Origin of the sequence: Janthinobacterium sp. SUN128, assembly GCF_030587275.1 — a bacterium.
Classification (GTDB): Bacteria; Pseudomonadota; Gammaproteobacteria; order Burkholderiales; family Burkholderiaceae_D; genus Janthinobacterium; species Janthinobacterium lividum.
Map to the genome: position 1 here is coordinate 1292754 of NZ_JAPWHY010000001.1, position 26491 is coordinate 1319244.

Sequence of the window (26491 nt, forward strand, 5' to 3'; positions counted from 1 at the left end):
CGTCTCCCAAATTTTCATATTGGCAAGTTTATCATTGGCATGCCCGGCCATGTTGCGTTTCTGGCACTGCCGCCTGGCCGGACGGCGGCATCCGTGCCGTAAAGGCGGCGACGGCCTCGATGGCCTGCGCCAGCGCCTGTTCCAGTGCATCGAGGGCGGCGGCCGCATTGTCGCCGGCGTGCAGCAGCTGTTCCGCATGCCGGGCCGCATGCAGGGTGGCAGGCAGGGCCAGGCTGCCCGCCTCGCCGGCCAGCTTGTGCGCCAGCGCGGCCGCATCGCCGCGCGCATTGTCCGCCAGCAGCGCCCGCATGGCGCCAACCGTGTCGCCGTAGGTGTTGCCAAAACGCAACAGATGCTGGCGGTAGGGCGCTGCATCGGGCCACTGCGCCATCCCCTGCGCCAGGTCGATCGCGGGCGCCGCGCCGTTTGGCGGCACGGGCATCGCCATTTCCGCCAGGGCCGGCGGCAGGGACGGCAGCCCTTGCGCATGGCGCCGGTGCACGCGCGCGATCAGGGCTATGGTCTGCGGCACGTCGAACGGTTTGCTGATGAAATGGTTCACGCCCGCTTCCAGCGCCGCCGCGCGCTGTGTCTGGAACGCCCCAGCCGTCAGTGCTACTACGGGCAGGTCCTGGAATTGCGGCAGCTGGCGCAGCGCGCGCGTCGCCTGCAAGCCATCCATGACGGGCATCTGCACATCCATCAGCACGATGTCGACGTCGGCGGGGTGCGCCAGCAGCCAGTCCAGCGCCTGCCGGCCATCGCAGGCAAACGATGGCACGGCCCCCTGGTCGCACAGGATATGCTTGACCACGTCGCGGTTGATCTCGCTGTCGTCGACCACCAGCACGCGCACGCCGGCCAGCTGGCGCTCTTCCAGCGGAACGAGACTGGCGTCCAGGCCGGCGGCCCTGGCGCGCTGCTGGCGCGCCTCCATCGTCGCGTTGTACAGGCTGGAAGCGGTCACCGGTTCGTTGAGGATGGCATCGGCGGCATTCGCCGGGTCGGTGCACCGTCGCGCGGGTGCTGTCGCCGGCGCGCCGCTGGCTGCCAGGATGACGACGGGACAGTCCTGCGGCGGCAAGTATTCGCGCAGCGCGCGCGCCGTGGCTTCGCCATCGAGCCCCTGCATGCGCGCGGCCAGCAGCACCACGCCGGGCCGCGCATCCCCGGCGCAGGCCAGCGCATAGTCGAGTGCCGCCTGGCCGCCGGACACGGCATGCACGTGCCAGCCCAGGCCGCGCGCCACGGCGCCCACCGCTTCGCGCGTGCCGGCGTTGCCATCGGCCAGCAAGACGCGCAGGTCCTGCATGCCCTGCATGTCGGGCGCTGACAGGGCGCCGGCGGGCAGCAGTTGCAGCGGCACCGTGAAACTGAATGCGCTGCCCTGGCCCAATGCGCTTTTCAGGTGCAGGGCGCCGCCCATCAGGCGCACCAGCTGGCGGCAGATGGTCAGGCCCAGGCCCGTGCCGCCGAAGCGGCGCGTGGTGGACGTGTCGGCCTGGGCGAACGCGGAAAAGATCGCTTCCTGCACTTCGGGGGCGATGCCGATGCCCGTGTCGCGCACGCAAAAGCGCAGCACGGCGGCGTCGCCGTCACGGCTCTCCAGCGCACTCGTCAGCTCGACCGTGCCTTGCGCGGTGAACTTGATGGCATTGCTGGTCAGGTTGACCAGCACCTGTTCCAGCCGCAGCGCGTCGCCCAGCACGTGGTCGATGCCATCGGGCAGCGCCCCGATCCGCACCTCAACCGGTTTGTCATGCGCGGCCACGCCCATGCTGGCGGCAATCTTCTCGATCACTTCGGCCAGGCGGAACGGCGCCTGCTCGATGGTCATGTGGCCCGCCTCGATTTTCGAGACGTCCAGCACGTCGTTGATGATGCCCAGCAGCGACTGGCCGGCGGCGCGGATCTTGCGCGTCATCAGCAGTCCTTCCTCATCCTGGCTGCCCCTTTCCAGCAGCCATGCCATGCCGAGGATGGCGTTGAGCGGCGAGCGGATTTCATGGCTCATGTTGGCGAGGAATTCCGCCTTGCTGCGGTTGGCCGCCTCGGCGCCATCGCGCGCCAGCAGCATGGCCGCCTCGGCCTGCTTTTGCGCGGAAATATCCTGGGCAAAGATCAGCGTGGCCGGCCCATCCTTGAGCATCACGCGCGTGCTGGTCTTGAGGATGGGCACGGGCCGGCCCTGCTTGTCCACGCCGACGGCTTCAAACATCTGTTCGCTGGCCGAATCGGCCTCGATCAGCGCCTCGTTGCTTGCCAGCGCCACTTGCGAGGCGGGCGTGAGCATGGCGCGCCAGGGCAGGCCGCTCAGGTCATCCTCGAGCGCGTAGCCGTGCAGGTGGCGGTAGCGGGGATTGGAATACACGAAGCGCCCATGGCGCAGGATGGCGATCGCCACGGGCGCATCTTCGATCAAGGTGCGAAAGCGCGTTTCGCTGTCGGACACGGCTTGCATGGCCTGGCGCTCCCTTTCCTGCTCCACCTGCCAGGCGGCTTGCTGCCGCCGCCGCCGCTGGCTCCAGAACAGCAGGCTGGCCGCGGCCAGGGCCAGCATGGCAAAGCAGAGGGTGTAGCCCAGCGCCTGCCGCCGCAGCGGGGCGGCGATGGCCGCTTCTTCGCGGCTCAGGCCGATGATCAGGGCGCGGTCCATGTGCAGCTCAGGCGGGGCGATGGTCGCCATGGCCATGACGCGGGGGGCGGCGGAGGCACCGGCCCCGGCAATCTCGACGCCGCTCAGCACGCCCGCCTGGTAGCCGCTGTCGCGGAAGCGCCGCAGGAAGCTGCCGGGCAGGTCCACATTGCCGCCATTGGCGCTTTTGGCCGGATAGTTCAGGAATTGCCGGCCGTCGCCATGCACCACCACGGCCCAGACATCGGCCGCATACATGGCGGTGCGGAACTTGGCCGTGAAGTATTCGCGGTCGAAGGTGGCCACCACGACGCCGGCAAAGCGGCCTTGCCGGTCCTGCACCATGCGCGACGCCGTGATGACCAGGTCCCGCCTGAAGGACAGGAAAGGGGCCGAGATGTACAGCATGCGCGCATCGGGCGCGTCGCGCGCCGTCTGGAAGTAGCCGCGGCGCGAAAAATCCTGGCCGGCCAGCTCCGGGATGTTGGTGGCGACCGGCTTGCCGCCGGCATCGATGACCAGCATGGTGCGCACGCCCGGCATGGCGTCGACCAGCGCGGCCAGGCGCCGTGGCAGGGCTTGTCCGGCGTCGGGTGCGGCGCCGGCGGCAAGATAATCACGGATCACGCCGTCGAGCACCTGATTCGTCGCCGCCAGGTCGACTTCGATATTTTTTGCCAGCAGCGCTGTCAGCACGCTCAGCCGTTCACGCTCGGCCGCATCGTGCCGCGCCGCCTCGGCCAGGTGCGCGTAGGCGAGGGCGGCAGCGACGATCAGCAGCCCGAGGAGCAAGAACAGCCATTCGATCAGTCGCCTGCGCAACGCCGCCGCATCTGTGTGATAGCTCATGTGGCGATGCTATACCTGATATGCACGGAGAACAACTTTTACGCATGACTACGCAGGTGATAGTGTGGCCAATTTGCCGCCAGGCGGCAGCCGCCGGCTAGCGCGCCAGCCAGCGCTCGACCATTGCGCGCAGCTGGGCGGCCGTGAAGGGCTTGGCCAGATAATCGTCCATGCCGGCCGCCACGCAGCGCTGCCGGTCGTCTGCGGTGACGCCGGCCGTGAGGGCGATGACGGGCAGGCGTGGCGCGCCGCTGGCCGCTTCGCGGGCGCGCAAGGCCCGGCACGCCTGGTAGCCGTCCATGACGGGCATCATGCCATCCATCAGGACCAGGTCGTACTGCTGTTCGGCCAGTGCCTGCAGGCCCAGCGCGCCGTTCTCCGCCGTGTCGATGCTGTAGCCGCAGGTGCCCAGCTGCAGGCATACCAGCTGGCGGTTCAGCGCCGTATCCTCGACCAGCAGGATGCGCGCGCCCGGCGCCGGCGCCGTTGCAGATTCGGATGCGGATGGCTGCACTGTCTCGGGCGCCGGCGGCTTGGCGGCATTCGCCGCTTCCGCGTCCGCCTGCGGCGCCAGCGCCATGGCCGCGTCGCGCTCCTGGCGTCGCAGCAGGGACATGATCAGGGCGATGGCCGCGGCCAGCACGAGCAGGCTGACCACGGCCGCGCCGCCCATGGTGCGCAGCATGCGCCGCCAGCCCGCCAGGTAGACCTCGTCCGTCACCGTCACGTTGATGGCCAGCGGATAGTCGCGTACCAGCCGTATGCCGGCCAGGCGGTTGACCGCGCGTCCCTGGTCGGCCGCGCGCGGCGAGTCCACTTGCAGCACGCCATCGGTCTTGCCCTGTTCCAGCAGGCGGTAGGTGCTGCCCGTCAGGTTGCGCTTGCCCATCATGGCGGGCACGGCCGGCCAGCGGGCCAGCAGCGTGTAGTCGCTGCGGTACAGGGAAAAGGCCGTGTGTTCGCCGATGCTGGTGCTGTGGAAGAATTTGCTGAAGAAGTCGCACGACAGGCCGACCAGCACCACGCCCAGGAAGCGGCCGTCCGGCCCGCTGATGCGCCGGCTGATATAGAAGGTCCAGGCGCCATTGCCCTTGTTTTGCACGGGCGCGCTGACATGCATGCCGCCGTCCGGATGGCGCCGGTGATACTCGAAGTAGTCGCGCTCGTCGAGGCGGATGGGGGGCGCGGGAAAGGCGCGGCTGAAGGCCAGCACGCTGGCATCGCTGCCGACGATGGACACCACGTCCACTTGCGGCACGCCGCCGATCTTGTGCAACAGCATCTGGTGCATGGCCGGCGTGCCGGCGGCTGCGGCCAGCGCTTGCGCATCCACGGGGGCGGCGGCTTCGATTTCGTTGCTGACGCTGTCGAGCACCAGGCTGGCCGCCGTCATGCTCTGCGCCGTGTTTTCCGCCAGCAGCAGCGACAGCTTGGACAGGTCCTGTTTCCAGTCATCGACGGCTTCGTGGTGCAGCAGCACGCCGGAGACGACGATGCTCAGCGCCAGCAGGCCCACCAGCACCAGGCCCGCGACGGCCGCCGTGGTGCGTGGCCGGTAGCGGTGCGCCAGACGCAGAAGGGCCTGGCGCGCATTCATGCCTGCGCGCCCGTGTATTCAAGCATGCTGCGGCGTACCTCCTGCTCCACTGCGCCGACCAGCGCTGCCGTTTCAGCGAGCCAGCCCGGCGCCGCCACGCCCCGGTGGCGCACCAGGTGCTCCAGTTCCGCCAGCCGCGCCACCAGGGTACTGGCGCCCAGCAGGACCACGGTGCCGCGCAAGGTATGGCAGCTATGCACGATGGCTTGCGCTACGCCGCCGCGCACGGCCTGCTCCACGCGCGCAAACATGGCTGGCGACGTATCGAGGTAGGTCTGCGACAGGGCGCGGAACATCTCCAGGTCGCGGCCGGTGGCCTGGAACAGCACGGCAGGATCGATGTGGCGATAGGCTGGCATGGCGGCTCCGGGACGAGAGTGGAAGCGGTCGCGGGCTAGGCGGCCAGGCTGTTGCGCCGCGCATGGCCGGCGCAGCAGGCGCGCAGATAGCCGCGCAGTTCGTCGTAATTGACGGGCTTGGCAAAGAACACCACGCCGGGCGGTACGCCGCCCCGTTCTTCCAGTTCCTCCGGCGTCAGGCTCGACAGCATGGCGATGTGCATGTCCGCCAGCAGCGGGTCGGCCAGGATGGTGCGGATCACCTCGTATCCGTCGATGCCTTCCATGATGATGTCGGCCAGCAGGATATCGGGCTGGTCGCGGGCGATTTCCATCAGCGCCTGGTAGCCGTTCTCGCAAAAGCGCAAGCTTGCCTGCAAGCCCCATGCGCCGATCTGCTTTTCATACAGCGCGCGTTCGATGGGATTGTCTTCGATCACCAAAATCGAGGGCGGGCGGCCCGATGGGGTGGGGCGGCTGGCCCGCGCCGCGCGCTGGTCCTGGCCCGGCTGGCCGGGATTGCCCTTGTAAGCCTCGACAGCCGCGAGGGGAATGCGGCGGTGGCCACCCTTGGTCTTCCAGGCTTCGATAACGCCGGCCTCGACCAGTTGCTGCACCGATGTGACCGAGATGCCGAGGATTTCGGCGGCCTTTTGGGTAGTGCAAACGTCTGCAGTGTGCATGATGGGTTCTATGGTCGCGGATGAAGTTAAAAGGAATGATACGCAATCGCGCTGAAGAAATCAATTTTAACGAATTAGATGAATTCACTAAAAACCTTGCATGTCGCGCACCGGGTCCTGATGCACGCTCATGGCCGGCTTGCTACGCCGCTGCAGTCATCGGCCCGCGCCACGTCCGCCGTTTGCAGGGCCGTGACGGCTTGCGACAGCGCATCGAGCGCCACCAGCAGTTCCGCGTGCAGGCGGCGCAGCGCGCCGATATCGTTGGAAAAGCCCGCATGCACGGCCTGGCGCGCCAGCGCCTGCAATGGGAGCAAGCCCATGGCGTGGCTGCCGTCGAGAATTTCCTGCGCCAGCACTCTTGCCGGGGCCGTCCGCTCGCAGCGCAGTGCATGGGCGATGCCGGCCAGGCGGTCGCGCGACTCGGCCACGAACAGTGCCAGAATCTCGCCCTGCAGGCGCCGGTCGTGGCCGAACATGGCGTCCAGGCGGGCTGCCTCGAATGGCGGCGTATCCGGCGCCTTGGGTGCTTGCGGCGGCGGTGCGCTGTCAGCCACTTTGGCCGGCGCCGCCGCCTTGCGCGTTTGCAGCAGCGCATGCAGATCGGCCGGCGTGCCGCCAGCGCCCGGCGCGCGGCCAGCCTGGCGCCAGCGGGTGCGGCGCCAGAGCAGGGCGGCCAGCAGCAACAGCAGGCCTGCCAGCGCCAGCGCCGGACGCATCAGCGACAGGTCTTCGCAGCGAAGGAAGGGGTGAATGGCAAGGAATGCGTTCATGGCAGTGCTCCAGTGCGGTCTATGCAAGTGATCCTGCGTGATGACTGACCTGAAATGCTTGGCTTGGATGTTTTCATTTTACGATAAAAAATCGTTTTATTCGAGAAATTTGTTGTTTATTTAGTTTATTCATTTTTTTCGTCAAAAATCATATGGTTGTGGCGGGCTGTACGCTCAGCTCGTGTATAAAAAGCCACACGGCATGCATCGGACGCTGTGGCGTGTGGCACGCTTTGCCAATTAGTGAAAAAATGCAATTTCCTTGATCGCCATCAAATACGGTGCGCAGGCGCGTGCCGCCGACTGACTCTTGTAAAGGAGCATCATGACTGCCTCTGCCCGGCCTGGACCCTTGCTTATCATCACCGCAGTCATCTTCATCGTGCTGGGCCTGGCGCTTGCCGGCGGCGGCGCCTGGCTCGTCAGCCTTGGCGGTTCCTGGTATTACGTCGTGGCGGGTATCGGCATGATAGTTGCCGGTGCGCTCGTGTGGAAAAGGCGCCGCAGCGCCCAGCTGTTTCTCGCGCTGCTGCTGTTTGCCACCCTGATCTGGTCCGTCATCGAAGTGAAATTCGATTGGTGGCAATTGCTGCCGCGCCTCGATATCTGGTTTGCCGCCGCCGTCTGGCTGCTGCTGCCGTTCATCGACCGCCGCCTCGATCCGCCGTTGACGGCCGGGGCGAAACCGCGCGACGCGGGCAAGAGCGCCCTGGCTGCCGCCGTGGTGCTGACGGCCGCCGTGGGCGTGTTCTCGCTGTTCCAGGATTACTACACCTTGCACGGCGAAGTGCCGGCCGAGAACATGGCCGCCACGCCGCAAGGCGATTTCGCGCCCGGCGTGGCGGCCAACGACTGGGCCGCGTATGGCCGCTCCGGCTATGGCGACCGCTATGCGCCGGCCGCGCAGATCACGCCGGCCAACGCGGCGCAGCTGAAACAGGCGTGGGTGTACAACACGGGCGACTTCAAGGGGCCGAACGATCCGGGCGAGATCGCCAACGAAGTCACGCCCCTGAAAGTGAACGGCATGCTGTACCTGTGCACGCCGCATAACATCGTCATCGCGCTGGACCCGGACACGGGCAAGGAGATCTGGCGCCACGATCCGAAGATCAACCGCGACGCATCCAGCTACCAGCACATGATCTGCCGCGGCGTGGCCTATTGGGACGTCAACGCGGGCCGCGCCAAGGGCGACCCGGCACCCGAAGCTGCCACCATGGAATGCCCGCGCCGCATCCTGGCGCCCACCATGGATGCGACCCTGATCGCCGTGAATGCCGATACGGGCGAAGCGTGCAAAAGCTTCGGCGAAAATGGCGTGATCGGCCTGTACCACGGCATGGGCATGAAGAAACGGGGCTTTTTGATGCCCACGTCGCCGCCGGCCGTGGCGCAAAACGTGGTGGTGATGGCCGCCAGCGTCACCGATAACTTTTCCACGGAAGAGCCGTCGGGCGTGATCCGTGGCTACGATCCCGTCACCGGCAAGCTGATGTGGAACTGGGATGCCTCGAACCCGGACGACACGGCGCCGATTGCCGATGGCAAGACATACACGAACAACTCGCCCAATTCCTGGGGCGTGTCCAGCGTCGATGAAAAGCTGGGCATGGTCTATATTCCGATGGGCAATGAAACGCCCGATACGTGGGGCGGCAACCGCAACCCCCATGGCGAGAAATACAATAGCGCCATCGTCGCGCTGGACCTGGCGACGGGCAAGGTACGCTGGGTCTACCAGACCGTGCACCACGATATCTGGGACATGGACATCGGCGGCCAGCCCACCCTGGTCGACATCGACACGCCGAAAGGCAAGGTGCCGTCCGTGGTGGCCACAACCAAGCGGGGTGACATCTATGTGATCGACCGCCGCGATGGCAGCCTGGTCGTGCCGGCGCCGGAAAAACCCGTGCCGACCGCCAACGCCGCCCCCGGCGACCGCTTGTCGCCCACGCAGCCATTCTCGGCCCTCACTTTCTTGCCCGAGAAAAACATCAGCGAAACGGATATGTGGGGCACGACGCCGTTCGACCAGCTGGCTTGCCGCATCATCTTCCGCCAGCACCGCTACGAAGGCCCGTTCACGCCGCAGACGGTGGCCGAAGGCAAGATCAAGGGCGCCATCATCTCGCCGGGCCCGCTGGGCATCTTCGAGTGGGGCGGGGCTGCCGTCGATCCCGTGCGTCAATTGCTGCTGGTGAACCCCGACTACATGGGCTTCCTGGAACGCCTGGTGCCGCGCGCGCAAGCCAATGCGAAGGGCGGCACGGGTTCGGAAATGGGCTTGCAGCCGCAGACGGGCGTGCCATTCGCCGTGGAAATCAAGCCCTTTTTGTCGCCGCTGGGCTTCCCGTGCCAGGCGCCGCCGTGGGGCTATATCGCCGCCGTTGACTTGCGCACCATGAAAAAAGTGTGGATGCACAAGAACGGCACCACGCGCGACAGCGCCCCAGTCCCCATCGCCTTGCCGCTGGGCGTGCCCAGCCTGGGCGGCATCAGCACCACGGGCGGCGGCGTGGCTTTCCTCAGCAGCACGCTCGACTACTACATCCGTGGCTACGACGTGCGCAACGGCAAGACCGTGTGGAAAGCCCGCCTGCCGGCCGGCGGCCAGGCCACGCCGATGAGCTATGTGTCAGACAAGACGGGCAAGCAATATGTCGTGGTGATGGCCGGCGGCCACGGTTCGCTCGGCACGAAGATGGGCGATAGCCTGGTGGCGTTTGCCTTGCCGGACGAAGCGGTGAAGGAGGCGGGGAAAACGAAATAATTACGCTCGCTTCGGCGCCGCCAGTGCTGGCGGCGCCGCAGCGTCATTCATTGTCGGGCTGGCGAGTTTTCAAATTTGCATGTTGCTTGTGGGAATGCCGTTTGTTAGACTCAGGAGCGGACCCATATCGCATATCTGTGACTGACTTAATGAAAACGACGACCCTCTCAGTAATAACTGCCGCATTACTTTCCCTTGGTGCTTGTTCTCCTAAAACACCCAATGCCGAACTGGATGCGGCGAATAAAAAGATCGCCGCGCTGGAAGCCGAGCTGGCGCTTGAAAAGGCGAAAAACGCTCCAGTTCCCGTAGCCGGTGCCGCAGCCTCTGCGCCAGTGGCAAGCGCCGCTGCCGTGGCCGAAACAGTTGTGACGGGAAAACAGTGGAATTATGATGTGAGTGAAGACAAGATGGATGGCGGCACGACCTATTTCGCTAACGTGTATAGCACCAATAGCGTTAATTTTGACTTCCCCTACAGCGGATTACAAAACGCCAAATTGACTTTGCGGGCAGGATACCGTCAAGGTAAAGATGTGATTTTTTCCATTAGCAAGGGGCAGATATTGTGCCCCTCCTATCAAGATTGCACGGTGCTGGTGAGATTTGATGACGAAAAGCCCGTGAATTATTCCGCAGTGGCTCCTGCGGACAATAGTTCAGATACGATTTTCTTGCGCAATTATGAGAAATTCCTGGGAAAACTGCAAAAAGCGAAAAGAGTGCGGATTGCCGTGGATATTTTTCAGGAAGGCGCACCCGTATTTGAATTTGATGTCAGCGGATTTGACCGCCAACAATATCAGCCCAAGAAATAAATTCGCTTCCTGATAAAAGGGCGTTGTCCGCAAGCTTATTGCAGACAACGCCCTTTTTTATTTCGCTGCCAAACCCAGCTTCAAGCCCACCAGCTTGCCCGGCGCGGCCTCCGTTTTTTCCGGCGCGCCCGCGCTGACCCTGGCCGCCGGCGTGCCGTCCTGCTGCAGGGCAGCCAAGATGGCCGCGCTGCGCTGGGTGCCCAGCTTGCTCAAGGCGTCGGCAGGCAGGGGCTGCTTGGCTTCCAGCTGCTCGCGCAAGCCGTTGTAGAAAGCGCCCGTGTCCGCCACTTGCGGCTCTCCTTCGATCAGCTTGCCCAGGCGTTGCAAGACGGGGATCTTGGCCGCCGCCGGGGCGGAGGCGCTGGCGGATGCCGCCGCTGCGGCCACTGTGGCTGGTACGGCCGATTCCGCCGCCTTTTTCTGCTTGTCCAGCTCGGCCTTGCCGAAGCGTTCGCCGTACAGGTCGCGCAGGGCGCCCCGTATCTTGCGTTCGCCCAGGTTCAACGGTCCCGGCTCCTCGCCCGCTTCCAGCTTGATGCCGGCCTTGGCGGCGACGGCGCGGCGCACGGCCTGGGCGCGCAGGGCGGCCGCGTCCGTGTCGCTGTACTGACCGGGTACGGCCAGCTTCAGCTGTTCGCGCTTGGCCAGGATTTGCGCCACCTGCTTGAGTTTTTCCCGTTCCGGCGGCAGCAGCACGGCGCTGCCCGCATCGAAGTCGATGGATTCGAGCTTGTCGGCGCTGATGCCCAGCAAATTGCCCAGCGCGCGGAACGGCGCCGTGACGATTTTCGTCAGCACATTGCCCACGGCTTTCCAGATCAGGGCGCCATAGCTGAATTGCGGGTCGTTCATGTCGCCCGACACGGGCAAACCGAGGTCGATGCGTCCGTCCGAATCCTTGAGGATGGCCAGCGCCAGTTCCAACGGCAGTTTCAAGGCGTCCGGACTGTCGATGCGCTCGCCCAGGGTCAGCTTGTCGAGCACGATCTGGTTGGTGCCATCGAGCTGGCGGTTGCGCACCTTGTATTGCAAGTCCAGCGAAATCTTGCCTTCAGCCACCTTGTAGCCGGCGAATTTCATCGTGTACGGCGAGGCGGACACCATATCGACATTCTTGAAGACCACGTTCAAGTCCGTATTGTCGGTGGGCGCAAACGGATTGAGTTGGCCACGCACGCGGGCCAGGCCGAATTCGTCGATGCGGCCGTCGAGTTCAATCTGGCTGCGCGCATCGCGCTTCGTCGACAGGCCCGTGACGACGCCATTGAGTTCATAGATCTTCGCGGCGAACTGGGGCCGCAAGCTGAGGTCGGCAAAGTCCAGCTTAGCGTTTTGCAGGCGCACGCGGCGCACGCGCACGGGGAAGGCGGCGTCCGCTGCCGGCGTGGTGGTGGCCGACGGCGCGGGCGCTGGCGCGGCCGGTTCCGGCGCTTTCACCAGCAAGCGCTGCGCGTTCAGGCTGCGGTCGTTTTCGATGATCAGCTGGGCGTTCGGTTCCACCACGCGCAGTTCCGGGATATCGACAAAATCGGGCCCCACGCTGGCCGTCAGCTTGTCGGCGCGCACGCTCTTCCACGAGGCGAAGCGCTTGCCATCCGTTTCATTGAGCACGAGGCCGGCGATATCCACGCCGCCCACATAGCGTACTTTCGGCGCTTTCGGCGCGCCGCCGCCCGTCGTCAGGCGGCCGCTGCCGGAGAGCGACCCGCCCGCCAGCTTCAGTTTCACATGCTGCGCCAGCAAGGGTTGCACAGGGGCCAGGGTCAGCTGTTTCAAATTCAATTGCGCATCGACGGCGCCCGTGCCCGGCACGAACTTGCCGTTGGCCGTGAGCACGCCGCCTTCGCGCAGGCCCACGCCCAGCTCGAACGGCAGCGCCTGCTTCATATCGTTGCTGACGTTCTGCAGGGACAATCTGGCATCCTGCAGGTTGCTCTTGATGCCAGTGCCCGCATCGTCGAAACGGGCGCCGAACTTGCTCAGTTCTACCTTGTCCACCTTGGTGGACCAGGGCGCGGACGGGGTTTCCTTGTCTGCATCGGCTTTGCCGGAGGCAAACACGGGCAGCTTTTGCGCAATCGCAAATTCGCCTTGGCGGTTGCGCGCCAGGTCGATCTGCGCGCCGCTGGCCGTCACGGCGCCCAGGTGCACGGTATGTGCCGCCAGGTCGATCTTGCCCTCTGTAAAGCCCAATTGGGTCAGCTTGAACGGTGTTTGCGCGCCCCGCTGCATGGCGAGGTCGGCCAGGCTGAAGCTCGCGCCGTCGATCACGGTGGCCATGCCCGCTGGACCTTGTTGCAAGCCCAGTTGCAGCTGCAGTTGCAATTGTTTCGCGCTCAGCTGCAAGGCTGGCGAGACGGTTTCATCGATGGCGGACACGTCCACATTGGCCAGCGCCAGCTGTTTTAAATCCACCTTCCATTTGCCAGGCTTGGCTGGTGCGGCTGGTGCGGTGGCGGCGGGCGCGGGATTGCCCGGCAGCATCAGGTTCGCCACGTCGATCTCGCCCTTGCTGTCGCGCCGCACGGCCACCTTGCCGTCGTACAAATTGATTTTATCCACGGTCACGCTCTGGCGCGCCAGGTCCACGTTCACGCCGGCGATGCCCAGGGTATCCAGCGATGTGAATGGCGCGCCCTTGCCATCTTGCACCAGCGCCAGGTCGCGCAAGGCCAGGCCCGCGCCTTTGACGGTGGCTTCCAGCTTGCCGTCCGCATAGGAAAAGGCGTAGGGCAGGCGCGCCGACAATTGGCCGCTCGTGACTGTGGCGCGCGTATAGGCTTTCAGATACGCGGCCAGGCCGGGCAGGGAAGCGTCGTTCAGTATCAGCTCGCCTTCGCCACGGATGGGGCTCAGCGACGCCGTGCCGCGCCAGTGCAGCTTGCCGCCGCGCGCCGCATCGGCGCTGAGGCTGTAGCTGCCGTTGGCGTCGGGCAGGGTCGAGATATTATCGAGCGTAAAGTTGATCGGCGTGAAGTTGTCCGCATACCCCGCCTTCTGGTCTTGCCAATCCACTTTGCCTTGTTCCAGCGCAAAGTGGGCGATGACGAGGCGCGGCATGCCGCCGTCGCTCTTTTCCGGATGGTTGCGTTGCCAGGTGGCCAGCACTTCGGCCAGGTTGAACTTGCCGTCCGGCGTGATCGTCAGCTGCGCTTGCGGCGCCGTGATGCGGATTTCCGCCAGGCTCCAGGCGCGGCGCACGATGGATTTCCATTCCAGCTGCACGGCCAGGGCACCGATGGACAGCAGCGGCGCGCCGCTCTTGCCATCCGCGCCGGGCGCTTCCTTGAAAGCGATCTGGTCCGCTTCCAGGCGCAAGGTAAACGGATTGAAGCGCACGTCAGCGATGCTGGCCTGGCGCGCGAGTTCTTTCTCGGCAAATTTGGGTAACTGGTTTTTGATGACGTAGGGCACCAGCCAGAAGCCGGCCGCGCTGTAGGCGGCCAGGGCGCAGCCTGTGCCGACGGCCCAGCGCTGCCAGCGTTTCCAGCGAAATGTTTTCGTCTGCACGCTTTTGTTGTCGATTGTGTTCACGAACTTACCTTTAATATTCTTGTTAGGCGGCGCAATCTGCGCGCCGTGACTGTCAGTATGCCTCTTTGCGGCCTCGTCTGCAAAATCCAAACGTGTTCAAGTGATAACAGGTGCCCCGGCGATCTTGTTTCTTCTGTAAAACTCACACAAACTCACCTTTTATTGATAATGATTCCCATTACCGGTATCATGGCCACTAACCGTAAGTTTCCATTTGTACATATTTTCTCATTGAAAGCCCGATGTCATGCCTGTCGCTTTTCCCCGCACCCGTTTACTTCCAGTCGCCGCAGCCCTGTCGCTGGCCTTCGCTTCCCACGCCGTGTTGGCGGCCAATGGGGCCAGCGGCCAGGACGACCTGACGGCTGGCGATGAGAAAGTCATGCAAGCGGTGCAGGTGACGGGCGCCCGCGCGCAGGGCCTGGTGCCGCTCACCACGGAGGCGGGCAGCTTTCGTGGCGCCAGCATCATGGACGTGCCGTCGACCGTCAACGTGATCACGCGCGAATTGCTGGAGCAGCAAGCCGTGTCCGGCCTGTACGACGCCGTGCGCAATACGGCGGGCGTGACGCGCCAGCAAAATGGCGGCGAGACCTGGGATCAATTGGTGATACGCGGCATCGCCGTGGAAAACCGCACGAATTACCGCCTGAACGGTTCCATGCCCATCATGAACTTTTCGCAAGTGCCCATGGAGAACAAGGAGCGGGTGGAAGTGCTGAAGGGCGCCTCGGCCCTGTATTACGGGTTTACCTCGCCAGCCGGCGTCGTCAACTTCGTCACCAAGCGGGCCGGCAGCCAGCCCGTCACGAGCATGGGCCTGAGTCTCGACGACCGCGGCAGTGCCGTGGCGCATGTCGACGTGGGCCGCCGCTTCGGCGCGCAGCAGGAATTCGGCGTGCGCATCAACGCGGCCGGCGGCACCCTGGGTTCCTGGCTGGACCATGTCGGCAACGGCAACCGCCGTTTCCTTTCCACGGCGCTCGACTGGAGAGTAACGAACAAACTGCTGCTGAAGGCGGATCTGGAATACGAGCGCCGCAGGGTGACGGAGCAGGCGGGCGTGGCCTTGCCCACGGCCGTGAAAGGCGTGATCAGCTTGCCGCGCGCCGTCGATCCGCGCCAGCTGATCGGCCCCGACTGGTCGAATTTCGAGGCGCAGACGAAAAACGCGCAATTGCGCGCCGACTATGCCATCACGGATGGCTGGGCCTTGACGGTGGAAGCGGGCCACTCGGAAACGGCGCGCGACCGCCGCCTGGCCATCTTCCGCCTGAACAACGCGGCCGCGCTGGCCACGGGCGCGGGCCGCATCACGGGCAATATCCAGCACAGCGTGACGGCGTCGGACCTGCTGCGCGCGGAACTGGCTGGCAATTTCAATACGGGTTTTATCGCCCATGAACTGACCCTGGGCGCCTCGCGCACTGACAAGTCGCAAGATCCTATCTACCAGAGCAACTATACGATTGCCTCGCAAAACCTGTACAACCCCGTGCCCGTGACGAATGTCGTATTCGGTCCCAAGCCGACGGCGCCCACGACGGCCGCGCTCGACACGCGCGACACGGGCTTGTACGCGCTTGACCGCATGGTCTTCAGCCCGCAATGGCAAAGCGTCATCGGCGTGCGCCGCAGCAGCTATCAAAGCGACCAGGGCGCCAGCCACTACGACGTCAGCAAGACGACGCCGATGGCGTCATTGATCTACAAGGCCACGCCCGAGCTGTCGTTTTACGTGTCCACGGCGCGCGGGCTGGAGGAGGGGGAGACGGGGCCGACGGGCACCGCCAACCAGGGCGTCAAGATGGCGCCCGGAGTCAGCAAACAGAAAGAGCTGGGCGCGCGCTGGCTGACCCCAAGCGGCACCTTGCTTTCCGCCGCGTTGTTCGACATCACGCGCCCCGGCTACTACACCAACGCCAGCAATGTGTTCACGTCCGATGGCGAACAGCGCTACCGTGGCCTGGAGCTGTCGACCCAGGGCAAGCTGACGCGCCAGCTGTCGTGGCAGACGTCAGCCCAGTTCCTCGACCCAAGCTTTGCGCGCATCAACGCCGACTACAACGGCAAGGCGCCGGAAAACGCATCGAAACGCACGGCCAGCGCCTTTTTGGCTTACGCGTTTGACGCCGTGCCGGGCCTGTCCGTCAACGGCGGCGCGTATTACTACAGCGCCCGTCCCGTCAACGACCTGAACCAGGCTTTCCTCGGCGGCGTGAGCCTGTTCAGCGCGGGCGCCCGCTATGCGAGCCGCGTGATGGACAAGGCCGTCGTGTGGCAGCTCAACGTGGAAAATGCGGCCGACAAGCGCTACTGGGCCGGCGCCGGCACGCGCCTGGCGTCCGGCGCTCCGCGCGCCGTCAAGCTGTCGATGAAAGTGGATTGGTAGGGAAGGCTTGACCTGGACCCTGTGCGCAGGGTGCTTGCCCTGATACAATGTTGCCATGTTCATCAGCAAAGGCAAGGCAAGCATCGTCCTGTGGATCGCGTGTATCGCCATCTTCCTGGCCACGCTCGCCCCTACGGTGTCGCGCGCGCTGACGGTCGCCAGCGGCCTGGCCGTGCCCAGCCTGGAAATCTGCTCGGTGGCGGGCGGCATGAACATGCTGCCCGCGGCATTCTCCACGGACGCGCCCGATACCTCCAAGGGCGGCATGCGCATGGGCGATTGCCCGTGCTGCAGCATGCATGCGGCCACCCTCGATATTCCCCCCACGACCCTGGTGCTCGCTTCCGGAGAAATCCTCACGGGCTTGCTGCCGCTGCTGTTCTACCAATCCGCCACGCCCCTGTTCGCCTGGACACCCGTCCAGCCCCGCGGGCCGCCCGCCGTTTTCTGATCTGTCCCTTTCCCTGAACTGCCTTGCGCCGCGCGTGTCGTGCGCTTGCGTCTGTTCGTTTTACCCATACAGAATCTGAAAGCAGCACCATGAAACATTTACCGTTATTGATTTCCCTCGCCATCGCCATGCCCGCTGTGGCGCAAACCCGCACTGAAGAGGTCTTGCCCGAGATGAAAGTCATCGTCGCGGGCGTCAAGGAAGGCTACCGTCCCGCGGCCGACACGGCGCTGATGCTCAGCAGTACCCCCGGTTACAGCGTCGCGGCCGGCGGGGGCGTCTCCGGCTTGCCAGTCGTCAATGGTTTCGCCGATGATCGCATCAAGATTCGCATCGACGGCATGGAACTGACGTCGGCCTGCGCCAACCATATGAATGCGCCGCTGTCCTATATCGACCCGCAGCAGGTGCAGCGCATCAAGCTGATTGCCGGAGTGACGCCCGTCAGCGCGGGTGGCGACAGCATCGGCGGCACCATCGAGGTGCAGTCGAACGCCCCCGTGTTCGCCCAGCCCGGCGCAGGGCTGCTCGCGCAAGGCAGCTTTGCCGTGTCCGGCCGCAGTGTCAACAACAGCGTGGCGACCAGTGTGAATGCCTCGGCAGCCAATGATATGCTCAGCATCGGCTACAGCGGCGCCTACACGCGCGGCCACAGCTATGAAGATGGCCATGGCAACACGGTGCTGGCCAGCATGGTTGAAAGCATCAACCAGTCCATCGTGCTGGCGGCGAAACGCGATGGCCAGCAGCTGACCCTGCGCGCCGGCGTGCAGCACATCCCGTACCAGGGTTTTCCCAACCAGTACATGGACATGACGGATAACCACGGCCAGTTCGCCAACCTGGCTTACCAGGGCACATTTGCCTGGGGCGTGCTGGACGCGCGCGCCTACTGGCAGCAGACGGACCACGAAATGGGCTTTTTCACGCCGGAGCGCACGGGCACGATGCCGATGATTACGCATGGACGCAACACGGGCTATGCGCTGATGGCCAGCTTGCCGACCGCTGCGGGCGAGTTGCGCCTGGGCCAGGAGTGGCACGGTTTTCGCCTCGACGACTATTGGCCAGCCGTGCCCGGTTCCATGATGATGGGGCCGCGCACCTATCTGAACATCAACGACGGCAAGCGCGACCGCACCGTGCTGTTTGGCGAGCTGGAGACGCGCCATGGCCAGGATGCGCGCTGGACGAGCGTGCTGGGCTTGCGCGGCGAATCCGTGCGCATGGACACGGGCGACGTGCAATCGTACGGCACCAACATGATGAACATGCCGGACGTGATGGCAGCCAGGGCTTTCAATGCGCGCAGCCGCAGCCAGCGCGACACGAATATCGATGCCTCCGCGCAAGCCACCTTCACGCCCGATGCGGCCAGCAGCTATGAATTCGCGCTGGCGCGCAAGGTGCGCTCGCCCAACCTGTACGAGCGCTACTCGTGGGGCCGCGGCTCGATGGCGATGACCATGACCAACTGGTTTGGCGATGGCAATGGCTATGTGGGCAGTATCGACCTCAAGCCCGAGACGGCTTACACGGCGGCTTTCACGGCCGATTGGCATGGCGGCGGCGAGGAGGGCTGGTTCGTGCGCGTCAACCCGTACTACAGTAAGGTCGACAATTACATCGACGTCGACGTGCTGGCATCTTTCCACCCGTATATGAAAATGGGCGCGAACGGTAATTTGCTGCGCTTTGCCAACCACGACGCCAAACTGTACGGCGCCAATGTGGCATGGCAACTGCCGCTGGCCAGCAGCACGCGCTGGGGCAGTTTCATGGCCAGCGGCAACGCCGCATACACGCGGGGCAAGCGCAGCGATGGCGGCGACCTGTACCGCATGATGCCGTTCAACGCCTTGCTGGCCGTCGAGCACAAGCTGGGCGCCTGGAGCAACCGCATCGAGACGAAGATCGTGGCGCGCAAGGAGAAGGTCGACGCGCGCCGCTTCGAACCCGAAACGGGCGGTTATGCGCTCGTCAACCTGCGCAGCAGCGTGGCGCTGGGCAAGATGGCCAGCCTGAGCGCGGGCGTGAGCAACCTGTTCAACCGCGCGTATGCGGACCCGCTGGGCGGCGTGTACCTGTCGGGCTTGAAAACGAACGGCGGGGCACTGCAAGCCTTGCCGGCCGAGGGCAGGTCGATTGATCTGGGGCTGCAGCTGAAGTTCTAAGGCTGGCAATCCGCGGGCGCCTTCCAGTTGCCGCTGCGGCAGGTGGAAGGCGCCTGCCGAATGCACCGCATCGGCGCTGGCCGGGTGCTTGTGAGAATGTGTGGATGTTTCTTCTTGGTAATTTGTTATGCTGCATGGCGTCCTGTTTTCGGCGTTTGCCGCACAGGCGTGCGATGGCGAGGATTGCGGGTGTGGTATGAAGTGGGCGCCGTGCCGCTAAAACCGTAAGGAGAGTGGTTTTTCTCCTAGCCATCATCGTCCTGCTACACCCGTTCGTGCCATCGGAAACCTGTGAAATATCAAAAAATACTCGGCGAAGATGCCGCCGCCATCGTGCTGTCCCTCACTGTTGTCGCGTATGTGGCATCCCTGTTTTTAACGGCAATCGTGGACTCCCACGAAGTCTTGCTGGGTGGGGGCGTGTTATTGCTCGGCTGGCTAGGGCCGTTGGCCGGCAGTTTTGCCTGGTTTGCCAATCCGCTGCTTATTTTTGCCATGTACTTCTCGAATGAGAAGCCCAGTGCCGCGATGCTGGCCGCCTTTTTGGGCTTTGCGCTGGCACTGACTACCTTTGGCATTAAAATAATTCCCAGTGATAATGGTTCCTACACGGTGCTGGGATTCGGCGCCGGATGCTATCTTTGGCTGGCCTGTTTTCCAGCCGTGTTCATCGCCTCGTTCTTAAACAGCAAAAAATCCAGGGCGCTTGCTCCTGGCGAATAGCCTTGTTTTTTCTGTTGCGGCATGACAGGTGATTCTTCGTCACCCATTGCCTGATCAACCATCCTTTGCCAGGCGCGCCCGGATGCGGTCTAATCATGGCTTGTTCTTACACGAGGTTGCCATGCTGCCCACTTCCGCCATCGCCGCGCTGCGCGAAAAATTTCCCCTGATTACAGAACTGATGGCCTTGCAGCCCTTGAGTTGGTTCAATCCCGCCATCGCGCCGGTGGCCGAGGCCTTGAACGACGTGGGCTTGACGGCGGACGATGTGGCGGCCGCCAGCGCGCGTCTGGCCCGTTTTGCGCCCTATCTGGCCAGGGCTTTCCCGGAAACGCAGGCCAGCGGCGGCATCATCGAGTCGCCCGTCGTGCCGCTGCCGGCCATGCAGGCGGCGCTTGGCATGCCTGGCGGTCGGCTGTGGCTCAAGCAGGATAGCCATCTGCCCATTTCCGGCTCCATCAAGGCCCGTGGCGGTATCTATGAAGTGCTGAAACATGCGGAAATGCTGGCGCTGGACGCCGGCTTGCTGAAGGAGGGCGACGATTACAGCTTGCTGGCCAGCGACGCCGTGCGGGCTTTCTTTGGCCAGTATGCGATCGCCGTCGGTTCCACGGGCAATCTGGGCTTGTCGATTGGCATCATGAGCGCGCGCCTGGGCTTTCGCGCCACCGTGCACATGTCGGCCGATGCGCGCCAGTGGAAGAAGGACAAATTGCGCAGCCACGGCGTCACCGTCGTCGAGTACGCGACTGACTACAGCGTGGCCGTGGAAGCGGGCCGCAGGCAGGCGGAGAATGATCCGGCTTGCCACTTTGTCGACGATGAAAACTCGCACGATCTGTTTCTCGGCTACGCGGTGGCGGGCCAGCGCTTGAAAGACCAGTTCGCCGCAAGCGGCGTCACGGTCGATGCCGCGCACCCGCTGTTCGTGTATTTGCCGTGCGGCGTGGGCGGCGGCCCCGGCGGCGTGGCATTCGGCTTGAAGCTGGCCTTTGGCGACCATGTCCACTGCGTGTTTGTCGAGCCGACCCATTCGCCGTGCATGCTGCTGGGCGTGCACACGGGCTTGCACGATCGGATCAGCGTGCAGGAGATCGGTATCGACAACCTCACGGCCGCCGATGGCCTGGCCGTGGGACGCCCGTCGGGCTTCGTCGGACGGGCCATGCAGCGGCTGATCGATGGCTACGCCACCGTCACGGATGAAGAACTGTACCGCTTGCTGGCGACGCTGGAGCAGACGGAGCAGCTGCGCCTGGAACCGTCGGCCGTGGCCGGTTTCGCGGGTATCCCTTTCGTGCTGGCTGCGCCGCAATATCAGCAGAATCTGGCGCAGGCCACGCATCTGGTGTGGGGCACGGGCGGCAGCATGGTTCCCGAGGCGGAAATGGCCGCCTACGTGGCGCGGGGCCGCGCCTTGCTGGCGGCCGGAGCCGCTTGATGCCGGCCGGCGCGGCGCTCACGGCCAGCCAGTTCGCCAACCTGCACACCTTTCTCGTGGCGGCGCGCCATGCCAGCTTCGCGCTGGCGGCGCAGGAACTGGCGCTCACGCCCAGCGCCGTCAGCCACCGCATCGCGCGGCTGGAGGCGGGCCTGGGTCTGCGCTTGTTCCAGCGCCTGACGCGGCAAGTCAGGCTGACGCAGGACGGCGAGCGCATCTTTGCCGCCCTGCAAACGGGCTGGGACGGCCTGCAGGCGGCCATTGCCGGCAGCGACACGCTGGCGGGCAGCGTCACCGTGCATGCGCGTCCCTCGGTGGCGCAATGCTGGCTGGTGCCGCGCCTGGCAGGGTTCGCTGCGCAGTATCCGGACGTGTCGATCGATTTGCGCGTGGGTAATGATAGCGTGGACTTTCGCGCCGGCCAGGTCGACCTGGCCTTGCATTATGGCGACGGCAGCTTTCCCGGCCTGGCCTCGCGCAAGCTGATGGATGAATGGCTGGCGCCCGTCTGCAGTCCCGCTTATGCGCGCGAACACGGTCTGCTGGAGACGCCACATCACTTGTCCAGCGCGACGGTGCTGCACGACACGCTGGCCTGGCCCGCCTGCGCGCCCGATGCGGAGTGGCGCCTGTGGCTGGACAGGCAGGCGCCAGACGTGAGTCTGCCCGCGCGCAGCCTGCGCTTCGACCGCGCCGACCTGTGCGCGCAGGCGGCCATCCACCACGCGGGCGTGGCCATGGGCCGGCGCCAGCTGGTGCAGCCGTGGCTGGCCAGCGGCCAACTGGTCTTGCCGTTTGGCGGTTTTGCCTTGGCCAGCCCGCAGGCGTATTACCTCGTGCACAGCGGGCGCGCCGCGCTGCCGGCACGGGTGCAGGCCTTGCTCGACTGGCTGCTGGGGCAGGCAATTTGATACACTGCGCGCCTTACCAAACAACGCGCCAGAAAGCAGCCCCATGCAACCATCTCCCTTGACCTCCACCGCGCCAGCGGAATTGCGTGCATCTGCGCTGGCCTGCCTGCTCGAACCGGACCCGGCGATCAAGGTGGCGATGGTGGCGGCCATGGCCGAAGCGCAGCTGGCGCTCGATGCGCAGGCGCCGCTGGCGCCGACCGGCCCCGTGCCGGGCCGCCCCGAGCGTCCGGAGCTGGTACCGCCGCGCCTGGTGGGGCGGCGTTCGATGATCACGCCGGAAGGGCGCGCCATGCTCGTGCACGCGCTGGCGCACATCGAGTTCAACGCCATGAACCTGGCCCTCGACGCCCTGTGGCGCTTCCCGGACTTGCCGGCCGAGTACTACACGGACTGGCTGCGCGTGGCGAAAGAGGAAGCCACGCACTTTGCCATGCTGCAGGCGCACCTGCAGGTGCTGGGCCACACGTATGGCGATTTCCCCGGCCATGACAGCCTGTGGGAAATGGTCGACAAGACGCGCGGCGACGTGCTGGCGCGCATGGCGCTGGTGCCGCGCACCCTGGAAGCGCGGGGCCTGGACGCGATTCCGCCGCTGCGCGCCAAGCTGGCGCAGGCGGGAGACATGGCCGCCGCCGCCATCCTCGACATCATCCTGCGCGATGAAGTGGGGCACGTCGAGATCGGCAACCGCTGGTATGGCTACCTGTGCGATCAAAGGGGCCTGGAATTGCGCGCCACCTATGCCGAGCTGGCGCTGCGCTATGAGGCCCCGACCCTGCGCGGCCCGTTCAACCTGGAAGCGCGGCGCCGGGCGGGCTTTTCGGAGCTGGAACTGTCCGATTTGCCCGCCTGAGGCCATCGCGGCGTGGCGGTCACGGGTGGGCCGTCAGGCTGATGTGCCAGTGGCTCAGGTGTCCCTTCTCGATATGGACTTTCATCGGCTTGAGCCACGCGCCCGCGCCGGGGATCTTGTCGGCCGGATCGGCGGAAAAGCGCCCGTTGACGAGCGCCAGCTTGACGAAGCTGGGGCCGATGTAGACGACGCGCGTCCTGGCCGGTAACGCCTCCTGGGCCAGCATGGCGCGGTTGGCCGCGATCCAGGCCAGCAAGGCCGCCAGCTTCGGCTTTTGCTCCGGGTTGTTGACCACTTCCGCCTTTGCCGCGATGATCAGTTTCTCGATGTCGGCGCCATTGTTCTGGCCGCCCAGTGTATCCGTGTAGCCGCCCGCGCCGTCCGCATAGCGCAAGTCGATCTGCTGGCCGTCGCTGTGGCCGCTGTGGCCGAGGATGGAGCGGCCCGTGGCCGTCTGCGTCACGTACTGGCCGCTGATGTCGTCGAAGCGGTAGGCATTGCCCGCCAGCCAGGCGATGGCCAGGCGCGTGGCCCACGAATCGCCGCCCGCATCGCGCGCGCCATAGCGGCGCGCCGCCAGCGCCGCTTCATTATTGGCCAGATACAGGGGAATGTAGGCCGTGTCGCCCTTGAATTGCACTTGCCCCCCTTCGGCCGGGTCGGAGCTGGCGTCGGTATTGTCGATGCGGCCCTTCAGGCGCACCGTGACGACGGCTTTCTTGTCGAGCTTGGCGCCGGCAAAGACGGGCAGCACAAGGCTGGGAAATTTCACCTTGCCGGCGCTCTTGGTATTGACCTGAGACAATAAATTCACCGTGCTGAAGGCGGGATTGCCGCCACCGGCCGAAATGCCGATATTGACCTCCGTAATCGTCGCCGCCGCCGGCGTGTAGTGCAGTTCCAGCGGCAAGGTGTGGGTGGCCGTCGTCGCTCCTTGCGAGACGGATACATACGGTCCCGGCAGATTGCCCGTCAGCTTGATCGGCTGCAGCACGGGGTGGGCGGCCTTGTTGGGCGAGCTGAATTTCGCCTGCGTCACCTTCAAACCCTTGCACACGAGGCTCAGTTCCACCGTCGTCACGGTGGCCAGGGAGCTGTCGCCGATATTCGTGGCACTGACATTGCCGCCCAGGCTCAACGCTCCGGCCTGGGTTTGCTTGGTGACATCGACGCATTCGGTCCTGACGATGCTGCCCTGCGTGTAATGCGTCTGGTTGACGGCGCCCGTGGCGGCCAGGTTGACGCCGGGCAGTCCCGTCACGGCGTACGACCAGGTATCGTTGTACTGGCTTTGCGCCGTCGTATAGACGGGGTACTCGGCCGTGCTGACGGTGATTTTCACGCCCACGTTTTTCGTGCCTTTGGGGACCGTGTAGCTGACGGGCACGCTGATGGTCTGGTTTTGCGCGGCGGCCGTGGCCGTGAACGTTTTGCTGCCCTCGTCATCCTGCGGCGTCACGTCCGGCACGGCGCGGGGCGCGGCTGTCTCGGCGCGCGCGGGCGGACCGGCGCCATCCTGCGTGACAGTGGCGGCCGCGTAGCTTTGCGGCGCGGCGCGCTGGGCGAGGCCGGGGCCGTACGGATAGACGATGTCCACGTTGATGGTGGTGCTGTTGTCGAAGACGGCGGTGCTGACGCTGACCACGCCCGGGTGGACGAGATCGTTCAAGGTCAGCTGGTAGGTATCGGGCAGCACGCCATCGAAATGGAAGGCGCCCGTGGCGTCGACCACGGCCACCTGGCGCTGGTGGTTGTTGTAGCCGGCCAATAACATCTTCTTGCCGGCCAGCCCCGTGGCATTGCCGCCCGTGGGAGTGCGCAGCTGGCCTTGCAGCACGGTACCGGACTTGATGGCGATCAGGGCATAGCTGGCCGTGAATTCACCATCCTGCGAAACAAAATTGAGGTTTATCTCGTAGGTGCCGTTGGGCAGGAGTATCAGCATCTGCTGCATGGCCGCGGCGCTGATGCGGAAACTGTTGCTGGCCGCATCGAAGACCCAATACTGCTTGAGACTGACGGAAGCGCCGCCCGGCGTCGACAGCAGGCCATCGCTGTCCTCCTGCAGGCTCGTGGGGGCGGCGCCCATCAGGCGAAATTCCAGCGCGGTCGCCTGCAGCCGGTTGTTCGGCCCAAGTCCGGTGATGGCCAGCACGGGCGCCGTGGCGGGCACGTTGCCATCGTCGTCCGGCTCCACATAGGTTTCCACGGCCGTGGGCAATTCCGTCTGGATCAGCAGGTCGAGGGTGGTGACGCTGTTACCCTTGCTGAGGAAAAACTGCGCGTGCTGGTCCACGCCCGTGTCGCCAGGCGTGGAAAAGCGCAGGCTGCCGTCCTGCAGCAGCACGTCCGTGACGGCGCCGCTGGCCTTAACGCTGTCGGCGCCGTCCGTAAAACCCAGCTCGGCCAGCGACAGCACGACCACCTGCGCCGGCCGCACGGGATCGAGTGCGATGCCGGCATTGGCGCTGAAAGTCCACGCCAGGCCGCTGCTCTGGAAGGCGATGTTGCGCTCGATGCGCACGATGATGGTGTCGTCGGGCGTGGCGGTGGCGCCCGCGTCGATGCTACCGGCCAGCACGTCGCCATCGATGATGGTGCTGCCTTCGGGCACGCTGGCCAGCACGGCTTGCACATTGCTGGCCGCGGCGCTGCTGTTGTTGCGGATATGCACGCGGTAGGTATAGTCCCAGGCCGTGCGGCTGACGCGCTGTTCGGCCACCTTTTCCAGCTGTGTCACTTCGAAGTCCCCGGCGGCCTGGACGGCGGTTGCGGTGCCGGCCAGCATGACTTTCGGCGTCGGTGCTTGCGTGGGATCGTTCTGCCCGCCGCACGCGCACAGGCCCAGCGCCAGCAAGGGGGCCAGCGCGGCGGCGGCCAGTTGCCGGCGCCGCAGGCCGGCCATGGCCAGCACGCCGGCCAGCAGCAGCCATGGCGTGGACGGCAGGGCGATGGCGGCCGGCTGCGTGGTGCCCGCCTCGAGCTCGATGAAGGAGACGGGGTCGAGGATAGAAAACGGCTGGGCGCCGGGGCTGCCCGCGCCCAGGTAATCGAAGGTGACGGAAAATCCCGTGGCCGTGGCGCCGGGCGCGATGCCGCCCGCCAGCGCCAGCGCATCAAGGTAGCCGCTGGCGGGGATGGCGGGATCGGGCTGCACCAGCAGCATGTCCCAGCCGGGTGCAGTGGAAACGCTGTGCAGATTGGCATACTGGCCCACGCTGAAGAACAAGGTGAATTCCTCTATGGGCATGGACAGGGTGGTATTGCTGACCGTATAGTCGTAGCGCCATTGCGTGCCGCCCAGCGATGTTGCCGTGTAGCCGATGCTCGTGGCGTGCGCGGCAGACATTGCGCATAGCAGCAGCGCCAGCAGCGCCTGTTTGATAAAGCTCATGATCGTTCCCCCGTTGACTGGCGCCAAGCGTGCCCAGGCAAGAGGTCAAGCAGGAAGCATTCCCGAACAATTTTTTCTGTAAAAACAAGGGCTTGGTCGAGGCGGGCCGGAGCAGGTGTCAAATCTGCCGACACGGGACGTTATGG

16 protein-coding genes are annotated in these 26491 nt (G+C 65.1%); 9 read left to right on the forward strand and 7 right to left on the reverse strand.

Annotation, left to right across the window (positions count from 1 at the left end; translation table 11 throughout):
• Positions 1-31: 31 nt before the first annotated feature.
• The 5 genes from O3297_RS05885 to O3297_RS05905 all read right to left on the reverse strand — a co-directional run bounded on the left by O3297_RS05885 (position 32) and on the right by O3297_RS05905 (position 6875).
• A complete protein-coding gene (locus O3297_RS05885) occupies positions 32-3484 on the reverse strand; it encodes a response regulator (protein ID WP_305048028.1) in 3453 nt (1150 codons plus the stop codon).
• A 97-nt stretch (positions 3485-3581) separates the two neighbouring features.
• Positions 3582-5081, reverse strand: a complete 1500-nt coding sequence (locus tag O3297_RS05890; protein ID WP_305048029.1) for a response regulator — start codon at positions 5079-5081, stop codon at positions 3582-3584.
• Complete coding sequence (locus O3297_RS05895) at positions 5078-5440, reverse strand: Hpt domain-containing protein (RefSeq protein WP_092613645.1); 363 nt, start codon at positions 5438-5440, stop codon at positions 5078-5080. The genes O3297_RS05890 and O3297_RS05895 overlap by 4 nt, the downstream gene beginning before the upstream one ends.
• Before the next feature lie 35 nt (positions 5441-5475).
• The gene (locus O3297_RS05900) at positions 5476-6102 is read right to left on the reverse strand and encodes a response regulator (protein ID WP_305048030.1); all 627 of its coding nucleotides are present in this window, start codon (positions 6100-6102) and stop codon (positions 5476-5478) included.
• Positions 6103-6230: 128 nt separating this feature from the next.
• Complete coding sequence (locus O3297_RS05905) at positions 6231-6875, reverse strand: hypothetical protein (RefSeq protein ID WP_305048031.1); 645 nt, start codon at positions 6873-6875, stop codon at positions 6231-6233.
• A 352-nt stretch (positions 6876-7227) separates the two neighbouring features.
• Here O3297_RS05905 and O3297_RS05910 point away from each other — a divergent pair, with 352 nt between their 5' ends.
• Positions 7228-9651, forward strand: coding sequence for a membrane-bound PQQ-dependent dehydrogenase, glucose/quinate/shikimate family (locus O3297_RS05910; protein ID WP_370385385.1), 2424 nt, complete (start codon positions 7228-7230; stop codon positions 9649-9651).
• A 149-nt stretch (positions 9652-9800) separates the two neighbouring features.
• On the forward strand, positions 9801-10469 hold the full coding sequence (locus O3297_RS05915; protein WP_305048033.1) for a hypothetical protein: 669 nt from the start codon (positions 9801-9803) through the stop codon (positions 10467-10469).
• 57 nt (positions 10470-10526) lie between these two features.
• Here O3297_RS05915 and O3297_RS05920 read toward each other — a convergent pair whose 3' ends face one another.
• Positions 10527-14003: a DUF748 domain-containing protein gene (locus O3297_RS05920; protein WP_305048034.1), complete on the reverse strand. Its 3477-nt coding sequence runs from the start codon at positions 14001-14003 to the stop codon at positions 10527-10529.
• A gap of 247 nt (positions 14004-14250) precedes the next feature.
• On the opposite strand from O3297_RS05920, the gene O3297_RS05925 reads away from it, so the two are divergent.
• The 7 genes from O3297_RS05925 to O3297_RS05955 all read left to right on the forward strand — a co-directional run bounded on the left by O3297_RS05925 (position 14251) and on the right by O3297_RS05955 (position 22951).
• Complete coding sequence (locus tag O3297_RS05925; protein ID WP_305048035.1) at positions 14251-16395, forward strand: TonB-dependent siderophore receptor; 2145 nt, start codon at positions 14251-14253, stop codon at positions 16393-16395.
• A 55-nt stretch (positions 16396-16450) separates the two neighbouring features.
• The gene (locus O3297_RS05930; RefSeq protein WP_151094957.1) at positions 16451-16846 is read left to right on the forward strand and encodes a DUF2946 domain-containing protein; all 396 of its coding nucleotides are present in this window, start codon (positions 16451-16453) and stop codon (positions 16844-16846) included.
• Between the two features lie 89 nt (positions 16847-16935).
• Complete coding sequence (locus O3297_RS05935) at positions 16936-19020, forward strand: TonB-dependent receptor (RefSeq protein ID WP_305048036.1); 2085 nt, start codon at positions 16936-16938, stop codon at positions 19018-19020.
• Positions 19021-19311: 291 nt separating this feature from the next.
• Complete coding sequence (locus tag O3297_RS05940) at positions 19312-19743, forward strand: hypothetical protein (protein ID WP_305048037.1); 432 nt, start codon at positions 19312-19314, stop codon at positions 19741-19743.
• A 121-nt stretch (positions 19744-19864) separates the two neighbouring features.
• Positions 19865-21184 carry a D-serine ammonia-lyase gene (locus O3297_RS05945; protein WP_305048038.1) on the forward strand — a complete coding sequence of 440 codons (1320 nt, stop codon included), beginning with the start codon at positions 19865-19867 and terminating at the stop codon, positions 21182-21184.
• Positions 21184-22095 (forward strand): DNA-binding transcriptional regulator DsdC, encoded by a 912-nt coding sequence (gene dsdC, locus O3297_RS05950; protein WP_305048039.1) that lies wholly within the window; start codon positions 21184-21186, stop codon positions 22093-22095. Before O3297_RS05945 ends, dsdC begins: the two co-directional genes overlap by 1 nt.
• Positions 22096-22138: 43 nt before the next feature.
• Positions 22139-22951 (forward strand): ferritin-like domain-containing protein, encoded by an 813-nt coding sequence (locus O3297_RS05955; RefSeq protein WP_305048040.1) that lies wholly within the window; start codon positions 22139-22141, stop codon positions 22949-22951.
• A gap of 19 nt (positions 22952-22970) precedes the next feature.
• On the opposite strand, the gene O3297_RS05960 is transcribed toward O3297_RS05955, so the two are convergent.
• Positions 22971-26345, reverse strand: coding sequence for a hypothetical protein (locus O3297_RS05960; RefSeq protein WP_305048041.1), 3375 nt, complete (start codon positions 26343-26345; stop codon positions 22971-22973).
• Between the last annotated feature and the right edge of the window lie 146 nt (positions 26346-26491).